This is a genomic window from Streptomyces sp. NPDC059989 (assembly GCF_042736975.1).
GTDB lineage: Bacteria > Actinomycetota > Actinomycetes > Streptomycetales > Streptomycetaceae > Streptomyces.
This window is the reverse complement of sequence record NZ_JBHWUO010000008.1, coordinates 128,059-151,000: the sequence shown is the minus strand read 5'-3', so window position 1 is coordinate 151,000 and position 22,942 is coordinate 128,059. Positions and strand designations below refer to the sequence as shown.

The 22,942-nt window shown below is 72.9% G+C and carries 10 protein-coding genes; 1 reads left to right on the top strand and 9 read right to left on the bottom strand.

Annotation, left to right across the window (positions count from 1 at the left end):
• Window positions 1-24: 24 nt before the first annotated feature.
• The 8 genes from ACFWBN_RS10015 to ACFWBN_RS09980 form a co-directional block, all read right to left on the bottom strand.
• The gene (locus ACFWBN_RS10015; RefSeq protein WP_385173408.1) at window positions 25-516 is read right to left on the bottom strand and encodes a flavin reductase family protein; all 492 of its coding nucleotides are present in this window, start codon (window positions 514-516) and stop codon (window positions 25-27) included.
• A 214-nt stretch (window positions 517-730) separates the two neighbouring features.
• Window positions 731-1,147, bottom strand: coding sequence for a YybH family protein (locus tag ACFWBN_RS10010; protein ID WP_385173405.1), 417 nt, complete (start codon window positions 1,145-1,147; stop codon window positions 731-733).
• A gap of 71 nt (window positions 1,148-1,218) precedes the next feature.
• Window positions 1,219-1,599 (bottom strand): YybH family protein, encoded by a 381-nt coding sequence (locus ACFWBN_RS10005; RefSeq protein WP_385173401.1) that lies wholly within the window; start codon window positions 1,597-1,599, stop codon window positions 1,219-1,221.
• Window positions 1,600-1,735: 136 nt separating this feature from the next.
• A complete protein-coding gene (locus ACFWBN_RS10000) occupies window positions 1,736-2,251 on the bottom strand; it encodes a hypothetical protein (protein ID WP_385173398.1) in 516 nt (171 codons plus the stop codon).
• A 36-nt stretch (window positions 2,252-2,287) separates the two neighbouring features.
• Window positions 2,288-16,069: a type I polyketide synthase gene (locus ACFWBN_RS09995; RefSeq protein ID WP_385173395.1), complete on the bottom strand. Its 13,782-nt coding sequence runs from the start codon at window positions 16,067-16,069 to the stop codon at window positions 2,288-2,290.
• Between the two features lie 425 nt (window positions 16,070-16,494).
• Window positions 16,495-18,690, bottom strand: a complete 2,196-nt coding sequence (locus ACFWBN_RS09990; protein ID WP_385173392.1) for a BTAD domain-containing putative transcriptional regulator — start codon at window positions 18,688-18,690, stop codon at window positions 16,495-16,497.
• A 358-nt stretch (window positions 18,691-19,048) separates the two neighbouring features.
• Window positions 19,049-19,822, bottom strand: a complete 774-nt coding sequence (locus ACFWBN_RS09985; protein WP_385173389.1) for a thioesterase II family protein — start codon at window positions 19,820-19,822, stop codon at window positions 19,049-19,051.
• A 167-nt stretch (window positions 19,823-19,989) separates the two neighbouring features.
• Window positions 19,990-20,763: a BTAD domain-containing putative transcriptional regulator gene (locus ACFWBN_RS09980; protein ID WP_385173386.1), complete on the bottom strand. Its 774-nt coding sequence runs from the start codon at window positions 20,761-20,763 to the stop codon at window positions 19,990-19,992.
• 430 nt (window positions 20,764-21,193) lie between these two features.
• Between ACFWBN_RS09980 and ACFWBN_RS09975 the strand changes: the two genes are divergently transcribed.
• Window positions 21,194-21,850 (top strand): 4'-phosphopantetheinyl transferase, encoded by a 657-nt coding sequence (locus tag ACFWBN_RS09975; protein WP_385173383.1) that lies wholly within the window; start codon window positions 21,194-21,196, stop codon window positions 21,848-21,850.
• Between the two features lie 282 nt (window positions 21,851-22,132).
• Here ACFWBN_RS09975 and ACFWBN_RS09970 read toward each other — a convergent pair whose 3' ends face one another.
• Window positions 22,133-22,636, bottom strand: coding sequence for a nucleoside deaminase (locus ACFWBN_RS09970; protein ID WP_385173380.1), 504 nt, complete (start codon window positions 22,634-22,636; stop codon window positions 22,133-22,135).
• Window positions 22,637-22,942: the final 306 nt, after the last annotated feature.

The window sequence follows — 22,942 nt, the reverse complement described above, 5'->3', positions numbered from 1 at the left end:
GGGGCCCTCCCCGTGCCGGGACGGTCAGTCGGTGTCGACACCGATCTGCTGGAACTTCCCGTTGAAGAAGAGCAGCGCGGACGAAGCGCGCGAGGTCGCGGCGCGCACCACCCGGCCGATGAAGATGGAGTGGTCGCCGCTGTCGTGGGACTCCTCCAGTTCGCACTCCAGCCAGGCGAGCGCCCCGCGCAGCAGCGGGGCCTGCGTCAGCGGCCCGGGCTCCCAGTCCAGTCCGCTGAACTGCTCGGGCCCCAGGGGCCTCTTCTTGTCGGCGAAGAAGCGGGCCAGCTGCTCCTGCTCGGCGTCCAGCACGGAGATGCCGAAGCGGCCTCCCGCGGTGATCGCCTGGTGCATGACCGCGGTGTGGGACACGGAGCACAGCACGGTGGGCGGGTCGAGGGAGACCGAGCTGAACGCGTTGGCCGTCATCCCGTGGATGTTCTCCCCACCGACGCTGATCACGATGACGCCGGTCGCGAAGCGAGACATCGCCTCGCGCAATTCAACCGAGTCCATCGGGATTCGATTGATGGTTTCCTCAGCGGACGCAGAATTCATGCCGAACCCTTCGAGAGACTCATGTAAACAACATATGCTTCGCAATTCCTTGGCCACTCATCACCGGGTAACCGCTCCCTGTTCCCGGCCGGTGGCCGACAGACGTGTGCCCCCGTACCGAACAGGTCTCATTCGGTACGGGGGCACATGTCTGTATGCGGTGGCCGAGTGGTTACTCGGGGAGCAGGCTGCCGGCGACCGGACGGTCGACCGCCATGAGCCAGCGGCCGTCCTCGACACGGCGCAGGACGTCGGTGCAGTTGCCCTCGATGTGCAGGGGCTTGCCCTCCTCGTCGACGCCGTCGATGGTGAACTCCACACCGATCAGTGCCACGTCGCCGGCGACGTAGGAATGCGTGACCCTCGCCTCCAGGGCCGGCTTCAGGGCGAGGAAGTCCTTGAAGAACTTCAGGCGCGCCGCGCCGGTGAGCGGCGTGCCCGAGAAGTTCGAGATCGCGTCCTCCCGGTACAGCCGGTCGAACAGCTCGCCGTCGCCCGAGTTGAACACCTGGAGGAAGATCTCGTTCTGCTGGTCGGTGTCGTCGGTCAGGTCCGGCTTGTCGTAGTCGATGTCAACGGTGATGGCCATGGAAATGTCCCCTCCACTTGCTTTCTTGGCGGCACGAGATTGACGCGTGGGGCCCGGTGGGGCCGGCGGACTTACTTCTCTTCGCCGTACGGGTCGTCGATGGCGTAGAGCCAGTGGCCATCGGCGTTCAGGCGCAGGACGTCGACGCCGACGCCCTCCAGGCGCTCCGGCTTGCCGTCGGCGTCCTTGGTGTCGATGCTCCAGTCGACGATCAGCAGCGCGGTGTCCCCGGTGACGAAGGACTGCCGCGGCACGGCCGTCATCTTCGGACCACGGGCGAGGAACTCCTTGACCGCGTCGATCCGGTCCTGCCCGGTCAGCGGAACTCCGGGCTCCCAGACCGCGACGGCCTCTTCCGTGTACATCGCGTTGACGGCGTCCGCGTCGCCCCTGTTGAACGCCTCCACATAGAGCGCGGTGTGCTGTGCGACGTCACTGGTGAGTTTCGCCATGATGAGAATTCTCCCTTTTCCCGCCTGCCGGAATACGCACGTCGTTTTGTTGCGAAGGCAACTGCCGGGAGAATATCGGGGCGACGTCCACCGCCCACCCATTACGAAGTAACGCGATATTCGGCCCGTGAAAAATTCAGACCGTTCCCGCCGGGGCCGGCGCCTGCCGCGCCAGCTGCCCCAGCGTTTTGATGACATCGGCGGGCCGGCACTCCTGCGGCCAGGGCGATTCCTCCCCGAGAGCGGCGAGCACGGCGCATCCCATGAGCAGGCTGAGCACCATCGCCTCCTGTTCCGGCGGCAGGCGCCGGGCCACCCGGGCTTCCAGCCGGCCCGCAGGCCGGCCGGCCAGGAGCAGCGCCTGCCCGAGGACCTCGCTGCCGCGGCGCAGCAGCGCCGCGCGCAGCTCCTGGTCGTGCCGTTCGCCGGGGGCGAGTGCGGCCCCGAGGGCCGCCTCGTACCCCGACATCACCTCGGCGGCGAAGGGATCGGACTGTTCGTGCCCGCCGTGCCGCGTTCCGGGCGCCTGCCCCTGGAAGGGCGGACGGGGACGCAGCGCCGCGGATCGGGTCAGGCCCTCGTTGAGCACGTCGACGAATCTGCGCCCGACTTCAGCGGTTTCCCAGAGGTCGGCCTCATCTTCCGTGCTCATTCCCATGCCCATGGTTTCTCCTCATTCGATGGTGAATCAATCGAGGTCATCGAGCAGCGCGAAGAGTTCCTCGTCGCTGGCGGAGTCGAGGTCCGCGTCGCCGTCGGGCCCGTCGGCGCCGTTCTTGTCGCGGCCCTCCGCGAGCTGGAGCAGCTCCCGCAGCCTGGCCGCGACCTGCGCCCGTGCCGATTCGTCCGAAGTCACCGACTGGATCGCCGACTTCATCCGGTCCAGGCCGGCCAGGACCGGATCGGCCGCTGCCGTCCCCTGCTCCTCCTGGATCCGTTCCGAGAGGTACTGGGCGAGGGTGGCGGGGTTCGGGTAGTCGAAGACGAGGGTGGCCGGCAGGCGCAGGCCGATGGCCTGGTTGAGCTGGTTGCGCAGCTCGACCGCGGTCAGCGAGTCGAAGCCCAGGTCCTGGAAGGACCTGTCCGCGTCGACGGCGCCATGATCGGCGTGCCCGAGCACGGCGGCGACCTGTCCCCGGACCAGCCCGGTCAGCGCTTCCTCCCGCCCGGCCCGGTCCATCAGGGCCAACTGCTCCACCAGGCCGGCGCCCCGACCGGATCCCGCACCCGCCGTCTTGCGCCGTGCGGTGGCGGGTGCGAGGTCGCGCAGGATCGGCAGGACCTCCTCGCCCTGCCGGCGCAGCACCTTGGCGTCGAGGTACGTCGCGGCCAGGATGGGCCGGCCGGTCGTGAACGCCGCGTCGAAGAGGCCCAGGGCCTCGTCGGACGGCAGCGGCCGCAGGCCGAGGCGGGCGAGCCGGCGCAGGTCCGTGTCGTTCAGCTGCCCGCTGATCGTGCTGGCCTGCGACCACAGCCCCCAGGCCAGCGAGGTCCCGGGAAGCCCCAGGGCCTGCCGGTGCTGCGCCAGCGCGTCCAGGAACGTGTTGCCCGCCGCGTAGTTCGCCTGGCCCGCGTTACCGATCAGGCCGGCGACCGACGAGTACAGGACGAACGCCGTCAGGGGCAGTTCCCGCGTCAGCTCGTGCAGGTTCCACGCCGCGTCGATCTTCGGCCGTACGACGGCGTCCAGCCGGTCCGCCGTCAACTCGCCGACCACGGTGTCGTCCAGCACGCCCGCGGTGTGCACCACCGCGGAGACCGGGAACTGTGCCGGAACCCCGGCGAGCACCTTCGCGAGGGCCTCCCGGTCCGCCGCGTCGCACGCCGCGAACGCCACCTCGGCGCCCAGACCCTCCAGCTCGGCGCGCAGCTCGCCGGCGCCCGGGGCGGCCTCGCCCCGACGGCTCAGCAGCAGCAGGCGCCGCGCACCGCGCTCCGCGGCCAAGTGCCGGGCCAGGACCTGCCCCAGCGTTCCCGTCGCGCCCGTGATCAGGACCGTGCCCTCGTCCCACCGCGGCAGCTGCGGGCTGTCCGCCGCGCCGCCGCGCGTCAGGCGGGGTGTGAGCACCCTGCCTCCGCGCACGGCCAGTTGGGACTCACCACCGGCCAGTGCCGCGGGCAGCCTGCCGTAGCCCTCCTCGTCGACGTCGACCACGACGATGCGGCCCGGGTTCTCGGTCTGCGCGACGCGCAGCAGGCCCCAGACGCCCGCGTGCTCCAGGTCCGGCACGTCCTCGCCCTCGACCGCGCCCACCGCTCCCCGCGTCACGACCACGAGCCGCGCGGCGGACAGCCGCTCATCGGCAAGGAAGGCCTGCACCCGCTCCAGCACCCGTCCGAGGGCGGCCCGGGCCGCCTCGGCGACGCCGGCGCCGTCGCCGCCGTGTTCGCGGCCGGCGGGTGTCAGCGACCACAGGACGGTGTCCGCACCGGCCTTCGCCGCCTCTTCCAGATCCGCGTACGAGGCCACCGACTCCACCGGCGGCGCACCCAGCGCGGCCCAGCGCGAGGTGTCCGCCGGCCCGTCCGGCCACGGCACCTCCGACCAGACCACCGGGAACAGTCCGTCACGGCCCGCACCGGCCGCGGCCCGTACCGCGTCCTTCGACAGCGGACGCAGCACCAGGGAATCCACCGAGGCCACGGGCACACCCGCGCCGTCGGCCACCAGCAGCGCGGCCTCCAGCGTCTCCGCCCGCGGGTCCGACAGGGCCAGGCGCACCCGCAGTACCGACGCCCCGACCGCGTGCACCTGCGCGCCGGTCCAGGAGAAGGGAAGGCGGGCCTGCCCGGTCGCTCCGGTCACTCCCGGAAGGAGCGTGTGCAGCGCCGCGTCCAGCAGGGCCGGGTGCAGCAGGAACCGTCCGGCATCGTCCCGCGGCCCGTCCGGCAGGGCGACCTCGGCGAAGACCTCGTCCTCGCCGGCGCCGCGCCACACCCGACGCAGCCCCTGGAAGGCCGCACCGTACGCGTACCCCTGATCCGCGAGCCGCCCGTAGGCGCCCTCCAGATCGACCTCGACGGCGCCCGTGGGCGGCCACACCACCAGGCTCTCGCCCGCAGCGTCCGGCTCGGCGGGTGCCAGGGTTCCGTGGGCGTTGAGCAGCCACCCCTGTTCCTCGTCCTCGCCGGCCCGCGAGTGGATCTCGATCGTGCGGGCTCCGCCGTCGTCGGCGGCGCCGATGGCCACCTGCACCTGGACGCTGCCGTGCTCGGGCAGGACCAGCGGCGCGGCGAGCGTCAGATCCTCGATCCGCTCGCTGCCCGCCCGCTCGCCCGCCAGGGCGGCGAGCTCCAGGAGCCCGGTGGCGGGAAGGAGGACCGTCCCGGCCACGGCGTGGTCCGCGAGCCACGGGTGCGTCCGCAGGGACAGGCGCCCGGTGAAGACGTACTCGTCCCGGCCCGCCATGCTCACGGAGGCTCCGATGAACGGGTGTTCCACCGCCATCAGGCCGAGGCCCGCGGCGTCGGCGTCCGCGGCGGGGGCGTCGAGCCAGTAGCGCTGGTGCTGGAAGGCGTAGACGGGCAGCGGCACCGCGACGGCGCCGGGGAAGGCCGCCGCCCAGTCGGGTGCGGCGCCCTGCATCCGCATCAGGGCGAGCGCCGCCATGACGGTCTCGTCCTCCGGCCTGCCCCGGCGCAGGGCCGGGGTGAGCACTCCTGCCTCACCGGTGAGCGAGTTCTCGACCAGGGCGGTCAGTACGCCGTCCGGACCCAGCTCGACGAACCGGGTGACGCCCTGCTCCTCCAGATGGCGCACGCCGTCGTGGAAGCGGACCGCCTGCCGGATGTGCCGGGCCCAGTACTCGGGCGAGGTGAGCTCCTCGTCCGTGGCGAGCGTGCCCGTCACGTTGGAGACGATCGGGATGCGCGGCGCACGGAAAGTGAACTTCCCGGCCACGTCCCGGAATTCGTCCAGCACGCCCTCCATGTGCGGCGAGTGGAAGGCGTGGCTGACCGTGAGCCTCTTGGTCCGGACGCCCTGCTCCTTCCAGAAGGCCGCCAGTTCCTCGACGGCCGGGGCGTCCCCGGAGATCACCACGGCCCGGGGCCCGTTGACCCCGGCGATGGCCACGACGCCGGCGTCCTCGCCACGGGCGTCCAGGACCTGCCGTACCTCGTCCTCGCTCGCCTCCACGGCCGCCATGGCGCCCCCGGCGGGAGCTGCCTCCATCAGCCGGCCCCGCGCCGCCACCAGCGCCGCGGCATCGGGCAGGTCCAGCACACCGGCGACGTGCGCGGCACTGACCTCGCCGATGGAGTGGCCCAGGAGGAAGTCGGGTGTCAGGCCGTGGTGCTCGAACCAGCGGAACAGCGCCACCTCGACCGCGAACAGCGCCGCCTGCGTGAAGACCGTCCGGTCGAGGAGCGCGGCCTCGGCGGATCCCTCCGCGGCGAAGAGCACGTCCTTGAGCGGGCGGGTCAGGGCGGTGTCGAGGTGGGTGCACACCTCGTCCAGGGCCCGGGCGAAGACCGGCGAGGACGCGTACAGCTCGCGCCCCATGCCGAGGCGCTGGCTGCCCTGTCCGGTGAAGAGGAAGGCCGTCTTGCCGGGCCTGTCGCCGCGTCCGCGTACGACGGCGGGCGCGGACCCGCCGTCGGCCAGGACCCGCAGCCCCTCCAGGAGCGCGGTCCGGCCGGCGGCGACGACGGCCGCGCTGTGCTCCATGAGGGCGCGTCCGGCCGCGAGCGAGTAGCCGATGCCGGCCGGTGTGAGGTCCGGGTGCTCGGTCACGTAGGCGTGCAGCCGGGCGGCCTGGTCGCGCAGCGCGTCCTCGCTGCGGGCCGACACGATCCACGGCACCGTGCCCCCCTCGGGGGCGGTGCGCGCGGGAGCCGGCGCGGCCGGTGCCTGCTCGATGACGACGTGGGCGTTGGTGCCGCTGATGCCGAAGGACGAGATGCCGGCGCGACGCGGACGGTCCACGGCGGGCCACTCCCGCGCCTCGGTCAGCAGCGAGATCGCGCCCGGCTCCCAGTCGACGTGCCCCGAGGGCTCCTCGGCGTGCAGCGTGCGCGGCAGCACACCGTGCTCCATCGCCCGGACCATCTTGATGATGCCGCCGACACCGGCCGCCGCCTGGGAGTGCCCGATGTTCGACTTCAACGAGCCGAGCCACAGCGGCTGTCCGTCGCGGCGCTCCTGCCCGTACGTGTTCAGCAGCGCCTGCGCCTCGATCGGGTCGCCCAGCGTCGTGCCGGTGCCGTGCGCCTCCACCGCGTCCACGTCCGCCGCGCTGAGCCCGGCGTTCGCCAGGGCCTGACGGATCACCCGCTCCTGCGAGGGGCCGTTCGGCGCCGTCAGACCGTTGCTGGCGCCGTCCTGGTTGATCGCCGTGCCCCGCACCACCGCGAGGACCTGGTGACCGTTGCGCCGGGCGTCCGACAGCCGCTCGACCAGCAGCAGGCCCACGCCCTCCGACCAGCCGGTGCCGTCCGCCGAAGCGGAGAACGCCTTGCACCGGCCGTCGGCCGACAGGCCCCGCTGGCGCGAGAACTCCACGAACGTCGTCGGCTGCGACATCACGGTCACACCGCCCACCAGCGCCAGGTCGCAGTCGCCCGAGCGCAGGGCGTTGGCCGCCAGGTGCAGGGCGACGAGCGACGAGGAGCAGGCGGTGTCGACCGTGACGGCCGGACCCTCCAGGCCGTAGGTGTAGGCGACGCGGCCGGAGATGACGCTGGAGAGGTTGCCCGCGAGCAGGAAGCCCTCGTACTCGCCCGCCGAGGCGATCGAGCGGGCCGCGTAGTCGTCGTACATGGCGCCCACGTAGACGCCCGTGGCGCTGCCGCGCACCGAGGCGGGGTCGATGCCCGCGCTCTCGAAGGTCTCCCAGGCGGTCTCCAGGAGGAGCCGCTGCTGCGGGTCCGCGGCGGTCGCCTCGCGCGGCGACATTCCGAAGAACTCCGGGTCGAACAGGTCGGCGTCGTGCAGGAACCCGCCGTGCCGCGTGTAGCTGGTGCCCGCGTTCTCCGGGTCCGGGTCGTACAGCGCCTCCAGGTCCCAGCCGCGGTTCGACGGGAATTCGCTCACGGCGTCCACGCCGTTCGCGACGAGCCGCCACAGGTCCTCCGGTGAGGACACCCCGCCCGGATAGCGGCACGCCATCCCGACGATCGCCATCGGCTCGTCCGCCCGCACCTTGCGCCGGGACACGGCGGCCGCGGGGGCCTTCTCCGTGACGACCCGGGTCAGCAGGAAGGCGGCGAGCGCGGCGGGCGCCGGGTGGTCGAAGACGAGGGTGGCGGGCAGCTTCAGGCCGGTGGCCTGGGTCAGCTGGTTGCGCAGCTCGACGCTGCTCATCGAGTCGAACCCGATGTCGTTGAACGCCCGGTCGGGGGCGACGGCAGCGGCGCCGGCGTAGCCGAGGACGGCGGCGGCCTTGGCGCGGACGAGGTCGAGCGCCGCCTCCTTGCGCTTGTCCTCGGGGAGCGCGGTGATCTGCCGTGCCCAGGCGGAGCCCTGGCCGCCGTCCCGCGCCGTCTGTGCGGCGCGGCGGACCCGGGCGGGGGCGAGGCCCTTCAGGAGCGGGTGCGGCTCGTCGAGCCCGGTCCTGGACAGCTTGAGCGGTACGGGCACCAGCAGCGCGGCGTCCGTGGTGAGCGCCCGGTCGAAGAGGGCGAGGCCCTGTTCGGCGGCGAGCGGCGGCATCCCGGCCCGCTCCCAGCGGGCGGTCTCGGCTGCGGTGAGCGTGCCGCCCATGCCGCCGGCCACGTCCCACAGCCCCCAGGCCAGCGAGGTCGCCGGGAGGCCCTGGGCGCGGCGGTGCTGGGCCAGCGCGTCCAGGTAGGTGTTGGCGGCCGCGTAGTTCGCCTGGCCCGCGGTGCCCATGAGGCCGGAGACCGAGGAGAACAGGACGAAGGCCCGCAGGTCGAGCCCACCGGTCAGCTCGTGGAGGTGCCGGGCCGCGTCCGCCTTCGGACGGAGCACGGCGTGCAGGCGCTCGGGGGTCAGCGACAGGACGGTCGCGTCGTCCAGGACACCGGCGGTGTGGAGGACCGCGGTCAGCGGGTGGGCGTCGGAGACGGAGCCCAGGAGCGCGGCGACGGCCTCCCGGTCGGAGACGTCGACCGCCTCGATGCGCACCTCGGCGCCCGACTCGGCGAGTTCGGCGGCCAGTTCGCGTGCACCGGGGGCGTCGGGGCCCCTGCGGCTGGTCAGCAGCAGGTGCTTGACGCCGTGTGCGGCCACCAGGTGGCGGGCGAAGAGCGCGCCCAGTCCGCCGGTGCCTCCGGTGACGAGGACGGTGCCCTCGGGGTCGAAGCCGGCGGGGGCGAGCCCGACCGGGTCGCCGTCCGCGCGGCCGGAGTCCGCGGCGGCGAGCAGGGGCGCCCTCAGCTCTCCGGCCCGCACGGCCAGCTGGTGCTCCCCGGTGGCGACGGCCGCGGTCAGCAGGTCGTCGGCGCCCAGCGGATCGGCCACGGCGTCGGCGTCGAGGTCGATGAGGACGAGGCGGTCCGGGTGCTCGGACTGCACCGAGCGGATCAGTCCCCACACCGGGGCGGCGTCGAGGTCGGTGACGTCCTCGGCGGGCAGGGCGGCGACCGCGCCCGAGGTGACCACGGCCATCCGGGAGTCGGCGAACCGCCCGTCGGAGAGGAACTCCTGGACCAGGCGCAGCACGCGCAGGGTCGCCGCGTACCGTCCGTCGGCCGAGGTGGCGGTGTGCGTGCCGTACTCGCGGACGATGATCACATCGGCTGCGTCCACACCGGTCAGGCTGTCCCCGGCCTCCGCGAGGGTGGGGGCGGAGTCCTGCCGCGGCGCGGCGACGACCGGCCACCGGAGTGCGTACAGCGCGTCGGGCGCGGCGCCGTGGCCCGCCGTGGCCAGCTTCTCCTTGGCGACCGGGCGCAGGGTCAGCGATTCCACGTCGGCGACGGGCGCACCGGTCCCGTCGGTCAGGGTGATGCCGACGGTGTCCGTGCCCCGCGGGCTGATCCGGACCCGGAGCTCGGTGGCTCCGGAGGCGTGCAGGGTGATGCCGGACCAGGCGAACGGCAGCCGGATGCTGTCCTGCTCGCCCGGGGCGGCCGCGGCGAGGACCAGCGGGTGCAGGGCCGCGTCGAGCAGTGCGGGGTGCAGGCCGAAGCGGGCGCCGTCCTCGCCGGCCGCCGCGGGCAGCCGCAGCTCGGCGTAGAGCTCGTCGCCGTCGCGCCAGGCCCGCGTGAGCCCCTGGAAGGCGGGGCCGTAGGCGTAGCCGAGGGCGGACAGGCGGTCGTACGCGTCCTCGACCGGCTCCGGCTCGGCGCCGGCGGGCGGCCACACGGCCGGCTCACCGGCGTCCGCCGCGGCGGGCGCCGACGCGCTGAGGGTGCCCGAGGTGTGCCGGGTCCATCGGCGCGCCCGGTCGTCGGCGAGGTCCGGGCCGGCGTGGATGGTGAACGCCCGGGCGCCGGTGCCGTCGGGTGCGCCGACGGCCACCTGGATGCGCACCGCCGCGTCCGCCGGGAGGGTGAGCGGCGCCTCGAGGGTGAGGTCCTCGACGTACGGGACACCGAGGTGGCTGCCCGCGGCGAGGGCCAGTTCGAGGAACGCGGTGGCGGGCAGCAGCACGGTGCCCGCGATGGTGTGGTCGGCCAGCCACGGGTGGCTGCGCAGCGAGATGCGGCTGGTGAGGACCGTGTCCTCGCGCTCCGCGAGCTCGACCGCGGTGGCGAGCAGCGGGTGGTCGGCGGTGTCGAGGCCCAGGCTCCGCACGTCCGTTGCCGGCTGCGGGGCCAGCCAGTAGTGCTCCCGCTGGAAGGCGTAGGTCGGTACGGGGACGGGGGTGGCGCCGGGGAAGAAGCTCGCCCCGTCCAGGGGGGCGCCCGCCGTGTGGGCGCGGGCGATGCCCCGGGCGAACGTGTCGGGCTCGGGGCGGCCCGCGCGCATCAGCGCCACGGCGGTGACGTCCTCGACGGCGCTCTGCGCGAGGGCGGTGAGGACGGCGTCGGGGCCGACCTCGACGAAGAGGGTGGCGCCCTGGCGTTCCAGCTCCCGGACGGCGTCCAGGAAGCGGACGGTGGCGCGGATCTGTCCGCTCCAGTAGTCGGGGGAGGTCAGTTCGCCGACGGTGGCGAGCTCGCCGGTCACCGTGGAGACGAGGGGAATGGCCGGCGGGTTGAACCGCAGGGAGGCCGCGACCTCGCGGAACTCGTCGAGGATGCCGTCCATGTGCGGCGAGTGGAAGGCGTGGCTCACCTTGAGCCTGCTGGTCTTGCGCCCCTGGGCGCGCCAGCCGGCGGCGATCTCCTCCGCCACGGACTCGTCGCCCGAAATGACCACTGCGCGCGGGCCGTTGACCGCGGCGATGCTCACGGCTGCCTCGTGGCCCGCCAGCGACCGGCGGACCTCGTCCTCCTCGCCCTGTACGGCGATCATGGCGCCGCCGGGGCGGGCGGCCTGCATCAGCCGGGCGCGGGCGGCGACCAGCGTCGCCGCGTCCTCGAGCGAGAGCACGCCCGCGACGTGTGCCGCGGCCAGCTCGCCGATCGAGTGCCCGGCGAGCAGGTCGGGGGTCGTGCCGTGGTGGGCGAGCAGCCGGAACAGCGCGACCTCGACGGCGAAGAGGGCGGGCTGGGCGTACCTGGTCAGGTGGAGCAGCTCGGCGTGGGGGCCGTCCGGCTGGGCGAACATCACGTCGCGCAGCGGGCGTTCCAGCGTGCCGTCGAACGCGGCGAACACGGCGTCGAGCGCGGCGGCGAACACGGGCGAGGAGGCGTACAGCTCGCGGCCCATGCCCAGGCGCTGGGCACCCTGTCCGGTGAAGAGGAAGGCGGTGCGGCCCGCGGTGGCGGCGCTCCCGGCGACCGCGTCGGGGATCTCACCGTACGGGGCGCTCCCGGCCAGCGCGTCCAGCGCGGCGAGGCGGTCGGCCATGCTGCCGCCGAAGATCGCGGCCCGCTCCTCGAAGCCGGTGCGGTGGGTGGCGAGCGAGAGGCCCACGGACGCCACGGAGGCGGCGGCGCCGCCTTCGGTGCCGGCCTCGGCGAGGTGGGCACGCAGCCGTGCCGCCTGGGCGCGCAGGGCCTTCTCGTCCCGGCCCGACAGCAGCCAGGGCGCGGGCACGCAGGCCTCGGCCTCCGGTGCCTCGGCCGCGGGCGCGACCTCGGCCGTGGCGGGGTCGTACTCCAGCACCACATGGGCATTGGTGCCGCTGATGCCGAACGACGAGACCGCGGAGCGCCGCAGCCCCGCGTCCGCGGGCCAGTCCCGGGACTCGGTGAGCAGCTCCACGGCGCCCGCGGACCAGTCCACGTGCGGGGACGGCGCGTCGACGTGCAGCGTCCTGGGCAGGACGCCGTGGCGCATCGCCTGCACCATCTTGATGACGCCGCCCACGCCCGCTGCGGCCTGCGCGTGCCCGATGTTGGACTTGAGCGAGCCCAGGTACACCGGCTCCGCGCCCTCGCGGCCGCTGCCGTAGGTGGCGATGATCGCCTCGGCCTCGATGGGGTCGCCGAGCTTGGTGCCGGTGCCGTGCGCCTCCACCGCGTCGACGTCCGCAGCGGTCAGCCGGGAGTCGGCGAGGGCCTGGCGGATGACGCGCTGCTGCGCGAGGCCGCTCGGCGCGGTGAGGCCGTTGCTCGCGCCGTCCTGGTTGATAGCGGAGCCGCGGATGACCGCGAGCACCTCGTGCCCGTTGCGGCGGGCGTCCGAGAGGCGCTCCACGAGCAGCATGCCGACGCCCTCGCCCCAGCCGGTGCCGTCGGCGCCGGCCGCGAACGACTTGCAGCGCCCGTCCGGGGAGAGCCCCCGCTGGCGGGAGAACTCGACGAACATGCCGGGCGAGGACATCACGGCCGCGCCGCCCGCGAGGGCCAGGTTCGTCTCGCCGGACCGCAGGGAGCGGATGGCCAGGTGCAGGGCGACGAGGGAGGAGGAGCAGGCGGTGTCCGCCGTCACGGCGGGCCCGATGAGGCCGAGCTGGTAGGCGATGCGCCCCGACATCACGCTGGCGGTGGAGCCGGTGAGCACGTTGCCCTGCACGCTCGGCGGCGCGTCCTGCATCCGGGGCCCGTACTCCAGGCTGGTGGCCCCGACGAAGACTCCGGTACGGCTGCCGCGCAGCGTCTCGGGGAGCACGTCGGCACGCTCGATGGCCTCCCAGGACGTTTCGAGGAGCAGCCGCTGCTGGGGGTCCATGGCGAGGGCCTCGCGGGGCGAGATCCCGAAGAAGGCGGCGTCGAACTCGCCGGCCTCGTGCAGGAATCCGCCGTGCCGCACCGAGCTCGTACCCTGCCGGTCGGGGTCGGGGTCGTACAGGTCCTCGCCCCAGCCGCGGTTGTCCGGGAAGGCGGAGACTGCGTCGGTTCCCTCGGTCACCAGGCGCCACAGGTCCTCGGGGGACGAGACGCCTCCCGGGTAGCGGCAGGCCATGCCGATGATGGCGATCGGCTCGCCGTCCTGGGTCGTGGTGGCGCCGGCGTCGAACCCCGCGCCGTCGTCGCCGAGCAGCGCGGCCTCCACGAACTCGGTGAGGGCCCGCGGGGTCGGATGGTCGAAGAGCAGCCCGACCGACAGGCTCAGCCCGGTCGCCCGGGCGAGGGCGGAGCGGAGCTCGGTGGTCATCAGGGAGCTGAAGCCCAGCTCCTGGAAGGTCGTGTGCGGGTCGACGCGATCGCCCCGCTGGTATTCGAGGACCGCGGCGATGTGCTCGTCGACCAGCTCCGCCACGGCCTGCTTGCGGGCCGCGTCGGACAGGCCCGCGAGGCGCGCGCCCAGCTCACCGCGCGGTGACGCGGAGGAGGGCTCGTCCATGGCGTACGGGGCTTCGGCGGCGGCCGAGTCCGGGGCGTACGGCCGCGCGGCAGCCGTGCCGGCCGTGGTGCGCGCCGTGCCTTCGAGCCAGTGGCGCCTGCGCTGGAAGGCGTAGGTGGGCAGGTCGACGCGCCGGGCGCCGAGGCCCGCGTAGAGCGCGGCCCAGTCCACCTCGGTGCCCCGGGTGAACGCCGTCGCCAGGGCGTTGAGCAGCGACTGCGTTTCGGGCCGCCCGCGCCGCAGCGCGGGTACGGCCGCCGCCGCGTCGGGGTCCGCCAGCGTGTCCCCGACCAGCGCGGACAGCACCCCGTCGGGGCCGACTTCGAGGAAGGTGGTGACGCCCTGGGCCTCCAGGTGACGCACGCTGTCGGTGAAGCGGACCGCCTCGCGGATGTGGCGCGCCCAGTAGTCGGGGGAGGTCAGCTGCTCGTCCGTGGCGAGGGTGCCCGTCACGTCGGAGAGGACCGGGATGCTCGCCGGGTGGTAGGTGAGCCCGGCCGCCACCTGGCGGAACTCTTCGAGCACCTCGTCCATGTGCGGCGAGTGGAAGGCGTGGCTGACGGTGAGCCGCTTGGTCTTCCGGCCCTGCTGCCGCAGCTGCTCCGCCACCTCTTCGGCCGCGTCCGCGTCGCCCGAGATCACCGTGGAGTGCGGCGAGTTGAGGGCGGCTATGGTCACCTGCCGCTCCCGGCCGGCGAGCAGTGCGGCGACCTCGTCCTCCCCGGCCTGTACCGCGATCATGGCTCCGTCGGCGCGGGCCGACTGCATGAGGCGGCCCCGGGCCGCCACCAGGGACGCCGCGTCCGACAGGTCGATGACCCCGGCGACGTGGGCGGCGGCCAGCTCGCCGATGGAGTGCCCGGCCAGGACGTCGGGACGCACCCCGAAGGATTCGAGCAGCCGGAAGAGGGCCACTTCCACGGCGAACAGCGCCGGCTGGGTGCGCACGGTGTCGTCAAGGCCGTCGCCGGTGGCGATGGTCTGGGCGAGCGGCCGGTCCAGATACGGGTCGAGGGCCGCCGCCACCGCGTCGAAAGCGGCCGCGTAGACGGGGAACGCCTCGTACAGCTCCTGTCCCATGCCCAGGCGTTGGGCGCCCTGACCGGTGAACAGGAAGGCGGTGCGGCCGGGCTTCGCCACGGCGCCCGTCACCACGCCGGAAGCGGCACGGCCCGAGGCGAGCGCGTCGACCCCGTCGAGCAGCCCCGAGAGGTCCGGTGCCAGTACGACGGCCCGGTGCCGGAAGGCGGTCCGGTGCGCGGCCAGGGACCAGCCGACGTCCACCGCGGACGGCGGGGTGCCTTCGGCGAGGCGGGCGTGCAGGCGCTGGGCCTGCCCCCGCAGCGCCGCCTCGCCCGCTCCGGAGAGCACCCACGGGAGCACGGCGGGGGCGGGGGCCGCTTCCTCCGCGGGAGCGGCCTCGGCCGGCACCGGCGCCTCGGCGAGCACGACATGGCAGTTGGTGCCGCCCATGCCGAAGGAGCTGACGCCCGCGACCAGCGGGCGGTCCGGGCGGGGCCACTCGGTCAGCTCGCGCTGCACGGCGAGCCCGAGCTCCGTGAACGGGATGGCCGGGTTCGGCGTCTCGAAGTTGAGCGTGGCGGGCAACTGCCGGTGGTGGATGCTGAGGAGGGTCTTGATGAGGCCGGCGATGCCCGCCGCGCCCTCCAGGTGACCGATGTTGGTCTTGACCGACCCGACGCGCAGCGGCTCGCCCGCCGGACGCCCGGCGCCGAGCGCGGCTCCGAGGGCGGCGGCCTCGATGGGGTCGCCGACGGGTGTCCCCGTACCGTGCAGTTCCACGTACTGGACCGCGCCGGCGTCGATCCCGGCCCGCTCGTAGGCGGTCCGCAGGACCTGCTCCTGCGCCTGGGCGCTGGGCACGGTGAGCCCGTCCGTGGCACCGTCGTTGTTCACCGCGCTGCCGCGGATGACGCCGTAGACGCGGTCCCCGTCGGCGACGGCCCGCCGCAGCGGCTTGAGGATGACGACACCGCTGCCCTCGCCGGGTACGAAGCCGTTGGCGCGGGCGTCGAAGGTGTAGGTGACCCCGTCGGGGGAGAGCGCGCCGAACCGCTCCTCGGTCACGGTGTTCTCGGCGAGGAGGTTGAGGTTCACACCGGCGGCGATCGCGGCGGTGGACTCCCCGTTGCGCAGGCTCTCGCAGGCCAGGTGCACGGCCACGAGCGAGGAGGACTGGGCGGCGTCGACGGTCATGCTGGGGCCGCGCAGGCCCAGGTGGTACGAGACGCGGTTGGCGATGACGCCCCGGTTCACGCCGGTCATCGTGTGCTGGGTGACGGCTTCGGCGCCCTGCTGGTAGAGCAGGTTGGTGTAGTCGTCCCGCAGCGTGCCCACGAACACCGAGGTGGGGGTGGACCGCAGGGACGCCGGGACGATGCCCGCGTCCTCGAGCGCCTCCCAGGCGAGTTCGAGGATGAGGCGCTGCTGGGGGTCCATGGTGGCCGCTTCGCGGGGCGAGACCGCGAAGAAGGACGCGTCGAAGTCGCCCACGGCGTCGAGGAATCCGCCGCGCGCGATGGCGGCCGGGGCATCGGCGCCCCAGCGGTCCTCCGGCACGTCGGTGATGGCACTCGTACCGCCGCTGAGCAGCTCCCAGAAGGCCGATGGGCTCTCCGCTCCGGGAAGCCGGCAGGCCAGCCCGACGACGGCGATCGGCTCATACTGTTCGGTACGGCTGTCGGCCGCCGGAGCGTGCTCACTCATCATGAATTTCCGCTGCCCTTTCGTAACCGGGTTCCCCATGGCACAAGCCCCATTCACCGTCGCATCGCGCGCATCTATCACGTTTCCGCGCGCGCTCTTTCCTGAGGGGAATGTGACGCAATCCCAGAAATCCGACCCTACGCGGCACCCGGGAACCCATTCCCCAATGCCCAGCCATGGGTCAGTAACTGGAAAAGACCCGGCGCACACCGCCCCGGAGCAGCACACTGCCCGGCCCGCGCGGGGCGCGGACCGGGCAGTGGGTCGTGCCGGCATTCCGATCCCGGAATTCCGGTGGGCGATCACGAGGGCGCGGTACACCCGCCCCGTAGTGGCAACCCGTCGAGGGTGGACTGGAAATTACCCGCAGGTGAGTGGCCGGCTCCTCCGTGCGGACCGGGCACACGGCATTCCCGCGCCATCGGTCATCCGGTGAAGCTTTCCGTGCCCTCGCTGCGCGTGGCCGAGAGCAGGAGCTCCACGAGCTGCTCGTTGCTGACCCGCTCCGGCCGGCCCAGGGTGACCGTGGTGGCGTGGCTCTTGCCGCCGGACCAGCTCGGGCGGCGCAGCAGCAGCTCGGGGCCGGCTCCGGCGACCACCAGCAGCGGCCCGGATCCGGCGGTCTCCGCGAGTTCCTCGACGGCGTCGAGGACCACGTCGTCGGCGCGGTGCAGATCGTCGATGCACAGCACGAGGGGCTCCTGCCGCGCGGCCTCCTGGAGGAGCTGCCCCCAGGCGTCGAGCACCTCGGTCGGGCACATCTCCCCGTAGTGGATGTCGAGGCCGGTGTCGCCCTTGGCCACCAACGGGCGGAGCCGGGAGATCAACAGCTCCGAGGTCCGTTCGCTCTGGAACAACGAGCGCACCGCGCGGGTGAGGGCGGCCTGCGCCGTCGCCTCGTCGTCGCCGGCCCTGATGCCGCAGTAGGCCTCCAGGATCTGGGCCGGGGCCACCAGGAAGCAGACGCCCTCCGCGGGCGTCGGGACGCGCGCGGTGAGGACCCGGGATCCGCCGGCCCGTACGGTGACCCAGCGCTCGAAGTCCCGCAGCAGCCTGCTCTTGCCCGTCCCCGCCTCGCCGAGGACCGTCACCAGGTGGGGCACGCCCCGGTGCTGGCCGCGCTTCACCAGCCCGCGCAGGATGTCGAGTTCGTACGCCTCGGTGCCGCCGGCCTCGGTGTGCTCCTCGTCCCGCCCGCCCAGCGCCTGCCAGCCGGCGGACGCGGGGTCGGAGAGCCAGTAGAGCACGGCGTCCTCGCTCGCCCTGCGGACGGCGTCACTGACCCGGACCGCACCGGCGGGCACTTCGGACAGCAGCGCCTGGGATTCGTCGAGCACCGTGCCGACCACGGTCGGGGCGTCCTCCGGTCCCCTGCGGCGCAGCAGCACCTCGCCGTTGGTCACCGCGCACTGCACGGTCAACTGGGCCGCCTCGGGGCCGGAGCCCGCGGAGACGTCGAGGACGTCGCGGATGGCGAGCGCCGCGAGGACGGCCCGTCGGGCGTCGTCGTCACCGGGCTCGTCGAGCCCGAACAGGGCGAGGGAGACGGAGCCGATCGTGGCCATCACCGTGCCGCCGAACCGCTCGACCTGCTCCCTGACCAGCTGGCCCGCGCCCTCCAGCAGGGCGTCGAGGTCCTGGGCCGCACCGCCGACGAGCGAGGGGGCGAGCCGGGTGCGTACGGAGACCACGCTGACCCTGCGGCGTTCGGAGGCGGCACGCTGCTCGGGCACGGCGGAGCCGGTGCGCTGCTCGGGCACCGTGGAGCCGCCGCCCTGCGAGGAGCCGACCGGTCCGCCGAAGGAACGCCTCTCCTGCGCGGCCGGCGGGGCCTCGGCCGCCACGACGATCGGGCCGCGCGTCCCCGACTCGGCCAGGGTGAGGGCGGGGTCCTGGATGAGGATCGCCTGTTGCAACTGCTGCAGGGCGTGGCCCGGTTCCAGGCCCAGGCTCTCGACCAGGACGGACCTGACCCTGCTGTAGACGTTGAGCGCGTCCGCCTGCCGCCCGTACCGGTACAGGGCGAGCATCAGCTGGCCGCAAGAGCGCTCTCGGAGCGGCTCGGCCTGCACCATCGTCTCCAGCTCCACCAGGACCGAGTGGTGACGGCCGCAGGCCAGCTGCGCGTCGAAGTAGTCCTCCATCACCTCGAGCCGGGTGTTCTCGACCGCGGCCAGCTCGGGCCACTGGATCCCCGCCTCCACCAGGTCGGCGAGGGCGGGCCCGCGCCACAGTGCGAGCGCGTCGCTCAACAGCGAGGAGGCGGACTCCGGAGCCCCGCCCGCCAGTTGCTCGCGGCCCTGGCTCACCCACTTCTGGAACAAGTACAGGTCGACCTGGTCAGGGTCCACCCGCATCATGTAGCCCGGCGGTTGGGTCAGCAGTGCCGCGGCCCCCGGATCACGCTCCGCCTGCCCTAAGAACAGAGAGCCGCGCAGGCCGTAGACCGCGTTCTGTAAAATCTTGCGCGCCGTCGTGGGGGCGTCGTCGACCCCCCACAGCGCGTTCATCAGCTGGCTCGTGGCCACCACCTTGTTCGCCTGAAGCAACAGGAAGCCGAGTGTGGCCCGCTGCTTCGTACCCCCCAGTCCGACCGCTTTCCCCTGGTCTAAGACTTCCATTGGACCCAGCATCCGAAACTGCATCAAATCCCCCAACTCGATACACGAGCAAATGAACGGACTCCCGAGCGGCAGGCGGTGCGCGCCGGCGCGCGCCACCTGCCCTATCGGCCAAGATCCAGTCACCATGGTGCACGGAGGCGGTCCAAGCACGAACAAACCCCAGGTACGAAAGGTGCGGCCACCTGCGACGTTGCCTCAGAGAGGCCCTTTCGGCCGCTGCGCCGCGACCGCTTACCGACGGTAGTCCGGCCAACGAGTGGCCATCGGGCATCGGGCTCTCGACGTCAAGGGGTCGCGGATCCGGACCTTCGAGAGGGGACGGACCCCGGGGGGAGGAGACCCGTCCGAACCGCCCTCAGGTCCGCGCGGGAATCCGCACCCCCAGGGCCTCGGTGACGGTCCTCGCGACGTCGCCGATCTGCCCGTCGAGGTAGAAGTGCCCGCCGACGAAGACCTTCCTCCGAGTGGGGGCGGTGGTGAAGTCCCGCCAGGCGTCGGCCTCTCCCACGCCGACCACCGGATCGCTGTCGCCGATCAGCACGGTGAACGGTATGTCGAGCGGCTCGCCCGGCTCCCACGCGTACGCTCCGATCGCCCGGTAGTCGGCGCGCAGGGCGGGCATGACCATGGCCCGCAGCTCGGGGTCCTCGAGGGCCTTGGGTGCGGTTCCGCCGAGGCCGCGTACGGCGGTGATGATGTCGGCGTCCGTCCGCATCCGGTCGCGCGGGTTGGGCGCCGCACCCGGCGCGCCCCTGCCGGAGAGGAACAGCCGTACGGGTCCGTCCGCCCGGCGCCCCGCGATGCGGCGGGCGGTCTCGTAGGCGAGCACCGCGCCCATGCTGTGCCCGAAGAAGGCGTACGGCTCCTCCTCGGCCTGCCCGAGCACCGCGTCGGCGAGGGCGTCGGCCAGCCGGCCGATGTCCGCCACGGGCTCCTCGCGCCGGCGGTCCTGCCGGCCCGGGTACTGCGCGGCCAGTACGTCGACGCTCCCCGACAGCTCCCTGGACAGGGGTATGAAGGTGCTGGCCGCGCCACCCGCGTGCGGGAAGCAGAACAGCCGCACACCTCCCCGCCCCGCCCCGCGCTCCCCACCCGCCGGACCGAACCTGCGGAACCACTCGCTGCCCATGCCACTCCCCGTTCGACGTCACGCCGTGCGGCCGGCCCGGGCCGCCACCACGCTCCATGCTGCGGGCTGCCCGGCAACACCCGCACCACCACCCGTCCACCACTCGCCCACCATCGGACGACCACAGGGCATCCCGGGCAGGCCCGGGGGGCGGGCGTGCGGACGGTTCAGTTGGCGCAGGCGGCGGGGTGGGCGGGCGAAACGTAGGGGTAGTCCACGAGCCTGAGGGGTTCGTCACACCCGTTGGGGTTGAGGATCTCGGACTGGAGGCGCTGCAGGTCCTCCGAGGGTTCGAGGCCCAGTTCCCGCTTGAGGATCTGGTAGAGCGTGCTGTACGCCTGCAGGGCCTCGCTTCGGCGTCCCGCGTGGTAAAGCGCCAGGATGAGCTGCCCGTGGAACCGCTCGTGGAGGGGGAACTCCTCCACGAGGCACCGCAGATCGGGCAGCAGCTCACGCAGCCTGCCGAGCCAGCTCTCGACCTCGATGCGCAGCTCCAGCGCGCTGATCCGCAGCTCCTCCAGCCGCCCGATGCGGCCGGCGAGCACCGTGCCGACCGGTACGCCGCTCAGCACGGGGCCGCGCCACAGGGTGAGGGCACGCCTCAACTGGCGGGCCGCGCTCTCCAGCTGTCCGGCCTCGACCTCCCGGCGGGCCTGCCGGACCAGCCGCTCGAACCTCCTGACGTCGACCTCGTCGTCGTTCACCCGGAACTCGTAGCCGGGCGCCTTGGTCACCAGCAGATCCCGCCCCGGAGAGGTGACCTTCTCGTCCTCCAGCATCTTGCGCGCGTGGTAGACGTGCGTCTGCAGCGTCTTGCGCGCGCTGCGCGGCGGAGGCCCCTCCCCCCACAGCTCCTGGATCAACAGATCGGCCGGTACCAGCGCACGCGGCTGTAAAGCGAGAACCGCAAGCATTTGGCAGATTTTGGGAGCGTTGGGCATGTGCGCTCTGCCGTCGTCAGTGATGATTTCGAACGGACCTATGAGGTTGAACTGCATGGCCCACACACTCCAGTTCCCAGAGCTCGATATTTCGTGTACCACACAGTCAACACTGTCGTCGCGACCTGGCCAAACACGTTGTGAGCGGGGGCTCCGGCCCGGCGAAAGCGTGCCGAGCGACCGACGGAAACTGCGCATCGAAGGCGACAGGATCCGGCCGAATCCCAACTGGCGTGCGGGAAAAGGGAACTTCACGGTGATGATGGTGGCAGTGATGCTGGTGTGAACACACAACATACCTATCCGAGGTTGAGTGGCTCGAACCGTTGTCTGCGCGCGGGACCGTCGCGCCCGGCCGTAGCCCTGCCCGGCAGGTGAGAGGAAGAGGACTGTCGATGGCCGCACCCCTGTCGCCCTTACGGCGGCCCTCGTGATCGAAGCGATCCTTCCGCGGGCCGCGTCGTTCGCCGAGGCGTTCGGTGACCCGCCGGAGGCCGTGCTCTACCCGGGCGAGGAGGGGATGGTCGCCAGGGCCGTCGAGAGCCGGCGCCGCGAATACACCACGACCCGGCACTGCGCCCGGGTGGCGTTACGGGATCTGGGCTACGAGCCCGTCGCGATCCCGACCGGCGAAAAGGGCGAACCCGTATGGCCCGCGGGCGTCGTCGGAACACTGACGCACTGCCCCGGCTACCGCGCGGCGGCACTGGCCCGCGCCGAGGACCTCGTCTCCTTCGGCATCGACGCCGAGCCCCATCTTCCCCTGCCGGACGGCATTCTGGAGGCGGTGGCCCGCCCCGAGGAGCAGTCGCACCTCGCGGCCCTGAAGGCGTCGGCTCCCGAAGTGCACTGGGACCGCCTGCTCTTCAGCGCGAAGGAGTCCGTCTACAAGGCGTGGTTCCCCTTGGCGCGCCGCCGGCTCGATTTCGTCGAGGCGACCTTGGAGTTCGACCGGGCCGCCCGGAGCTTCCACGCGACGCTCCATCAGACAGGGCCCGAGGTCCACGGACGGCCGCTGACGTCGATGAGCGGCCGCTGGCTCGTCGCGAAGGGCCTGGTCACCACTTCGGTCGTCATCGACCACTGACACCTTGTGTGAAGTCACAGCCGTCAACAGGCGACGGAATGGGAGGCTTCGGGGCTCGGGTGACAGACATCAGAACATCAGGGGGCCGGGGCGGGAGCGGCTGCGGCCACCGGTGTTCGCTGGGCGCCGGATGGCGCGGTCGGTCATTCCGACGCCCAACGTGCGGGGTATTCAGTCGTGTTCGTGGATGTTCACCTAGTGGTGCGGTGCCGGACGGTTCCGGGATCCACAGTGATCTGGCGTGCTTCGGTTCACTCGACGACAGGCGCAGTGAACCGGTTCTCAGTAGTCGATACGGTCGGTCTTGGCCAGCCACGCGTCGAACGGCGCCGTACGGTTCGGCAGGTCCAGCTGCTCGACCGCCATCGGCCACTTCGACGCGGGCTGCTTCTCGAAGAGGTCGTAGAACCTGCGGTCGTCGAAGCCGGCCACCGCGGCATCGTGCCGATCGGCGGCGAAGACGATCCGGTCGACTCGCGCCCACAGCGCCGAGGAAAGGCACATCGGACACGGCTCACACGAGGTGACCAGGACGCAGCCCTCGAGCGAGAAGGTGTCCAGCTGCTTGCAGGCGGCCCGCATCGCGCTCACCTCGGCGTGCGCCGTCGGGTCCAGGTTCGCGGTGACCTGGTTGTTCCCGATCGCCACGACGTCGCCGCCCTTGGCGACCAGCGCGCCGAACGGACCGCCCCCGTTCGCCACGCTGTTGGTCGCCAGTCTGATCGCCTCGTCCAGCCAGACGCGCTCGAGGTTCTGGACGCTTGCTTCTTGGGTGTACGCGGTCACGATCACTCCTTGTCGGAGACGGGTGGGGATTGACCGGACGCTCTGCCGTGGGACACAGCGCCCGGGACAACACATGGGGGTTCTGCGGGTGCCGCCTTGGGATCAGCTCGGTGGGCGACACGCGCGGGAGAGCATCACGGCTGGAGGCCGGCGATGTGCTCCGGCGCGGCGGCAGGGGGTGCTGTTCGAGCCGTTCCGGCGGCTCGGCGATCGGAGCGGGGGAATCCGGCACCTGCCCGGTGGGCATGGTCGAGCTCTGCTCGACGGCGTTGATCGAGCGCATCGCGCCGATCGGCCAACACGGGG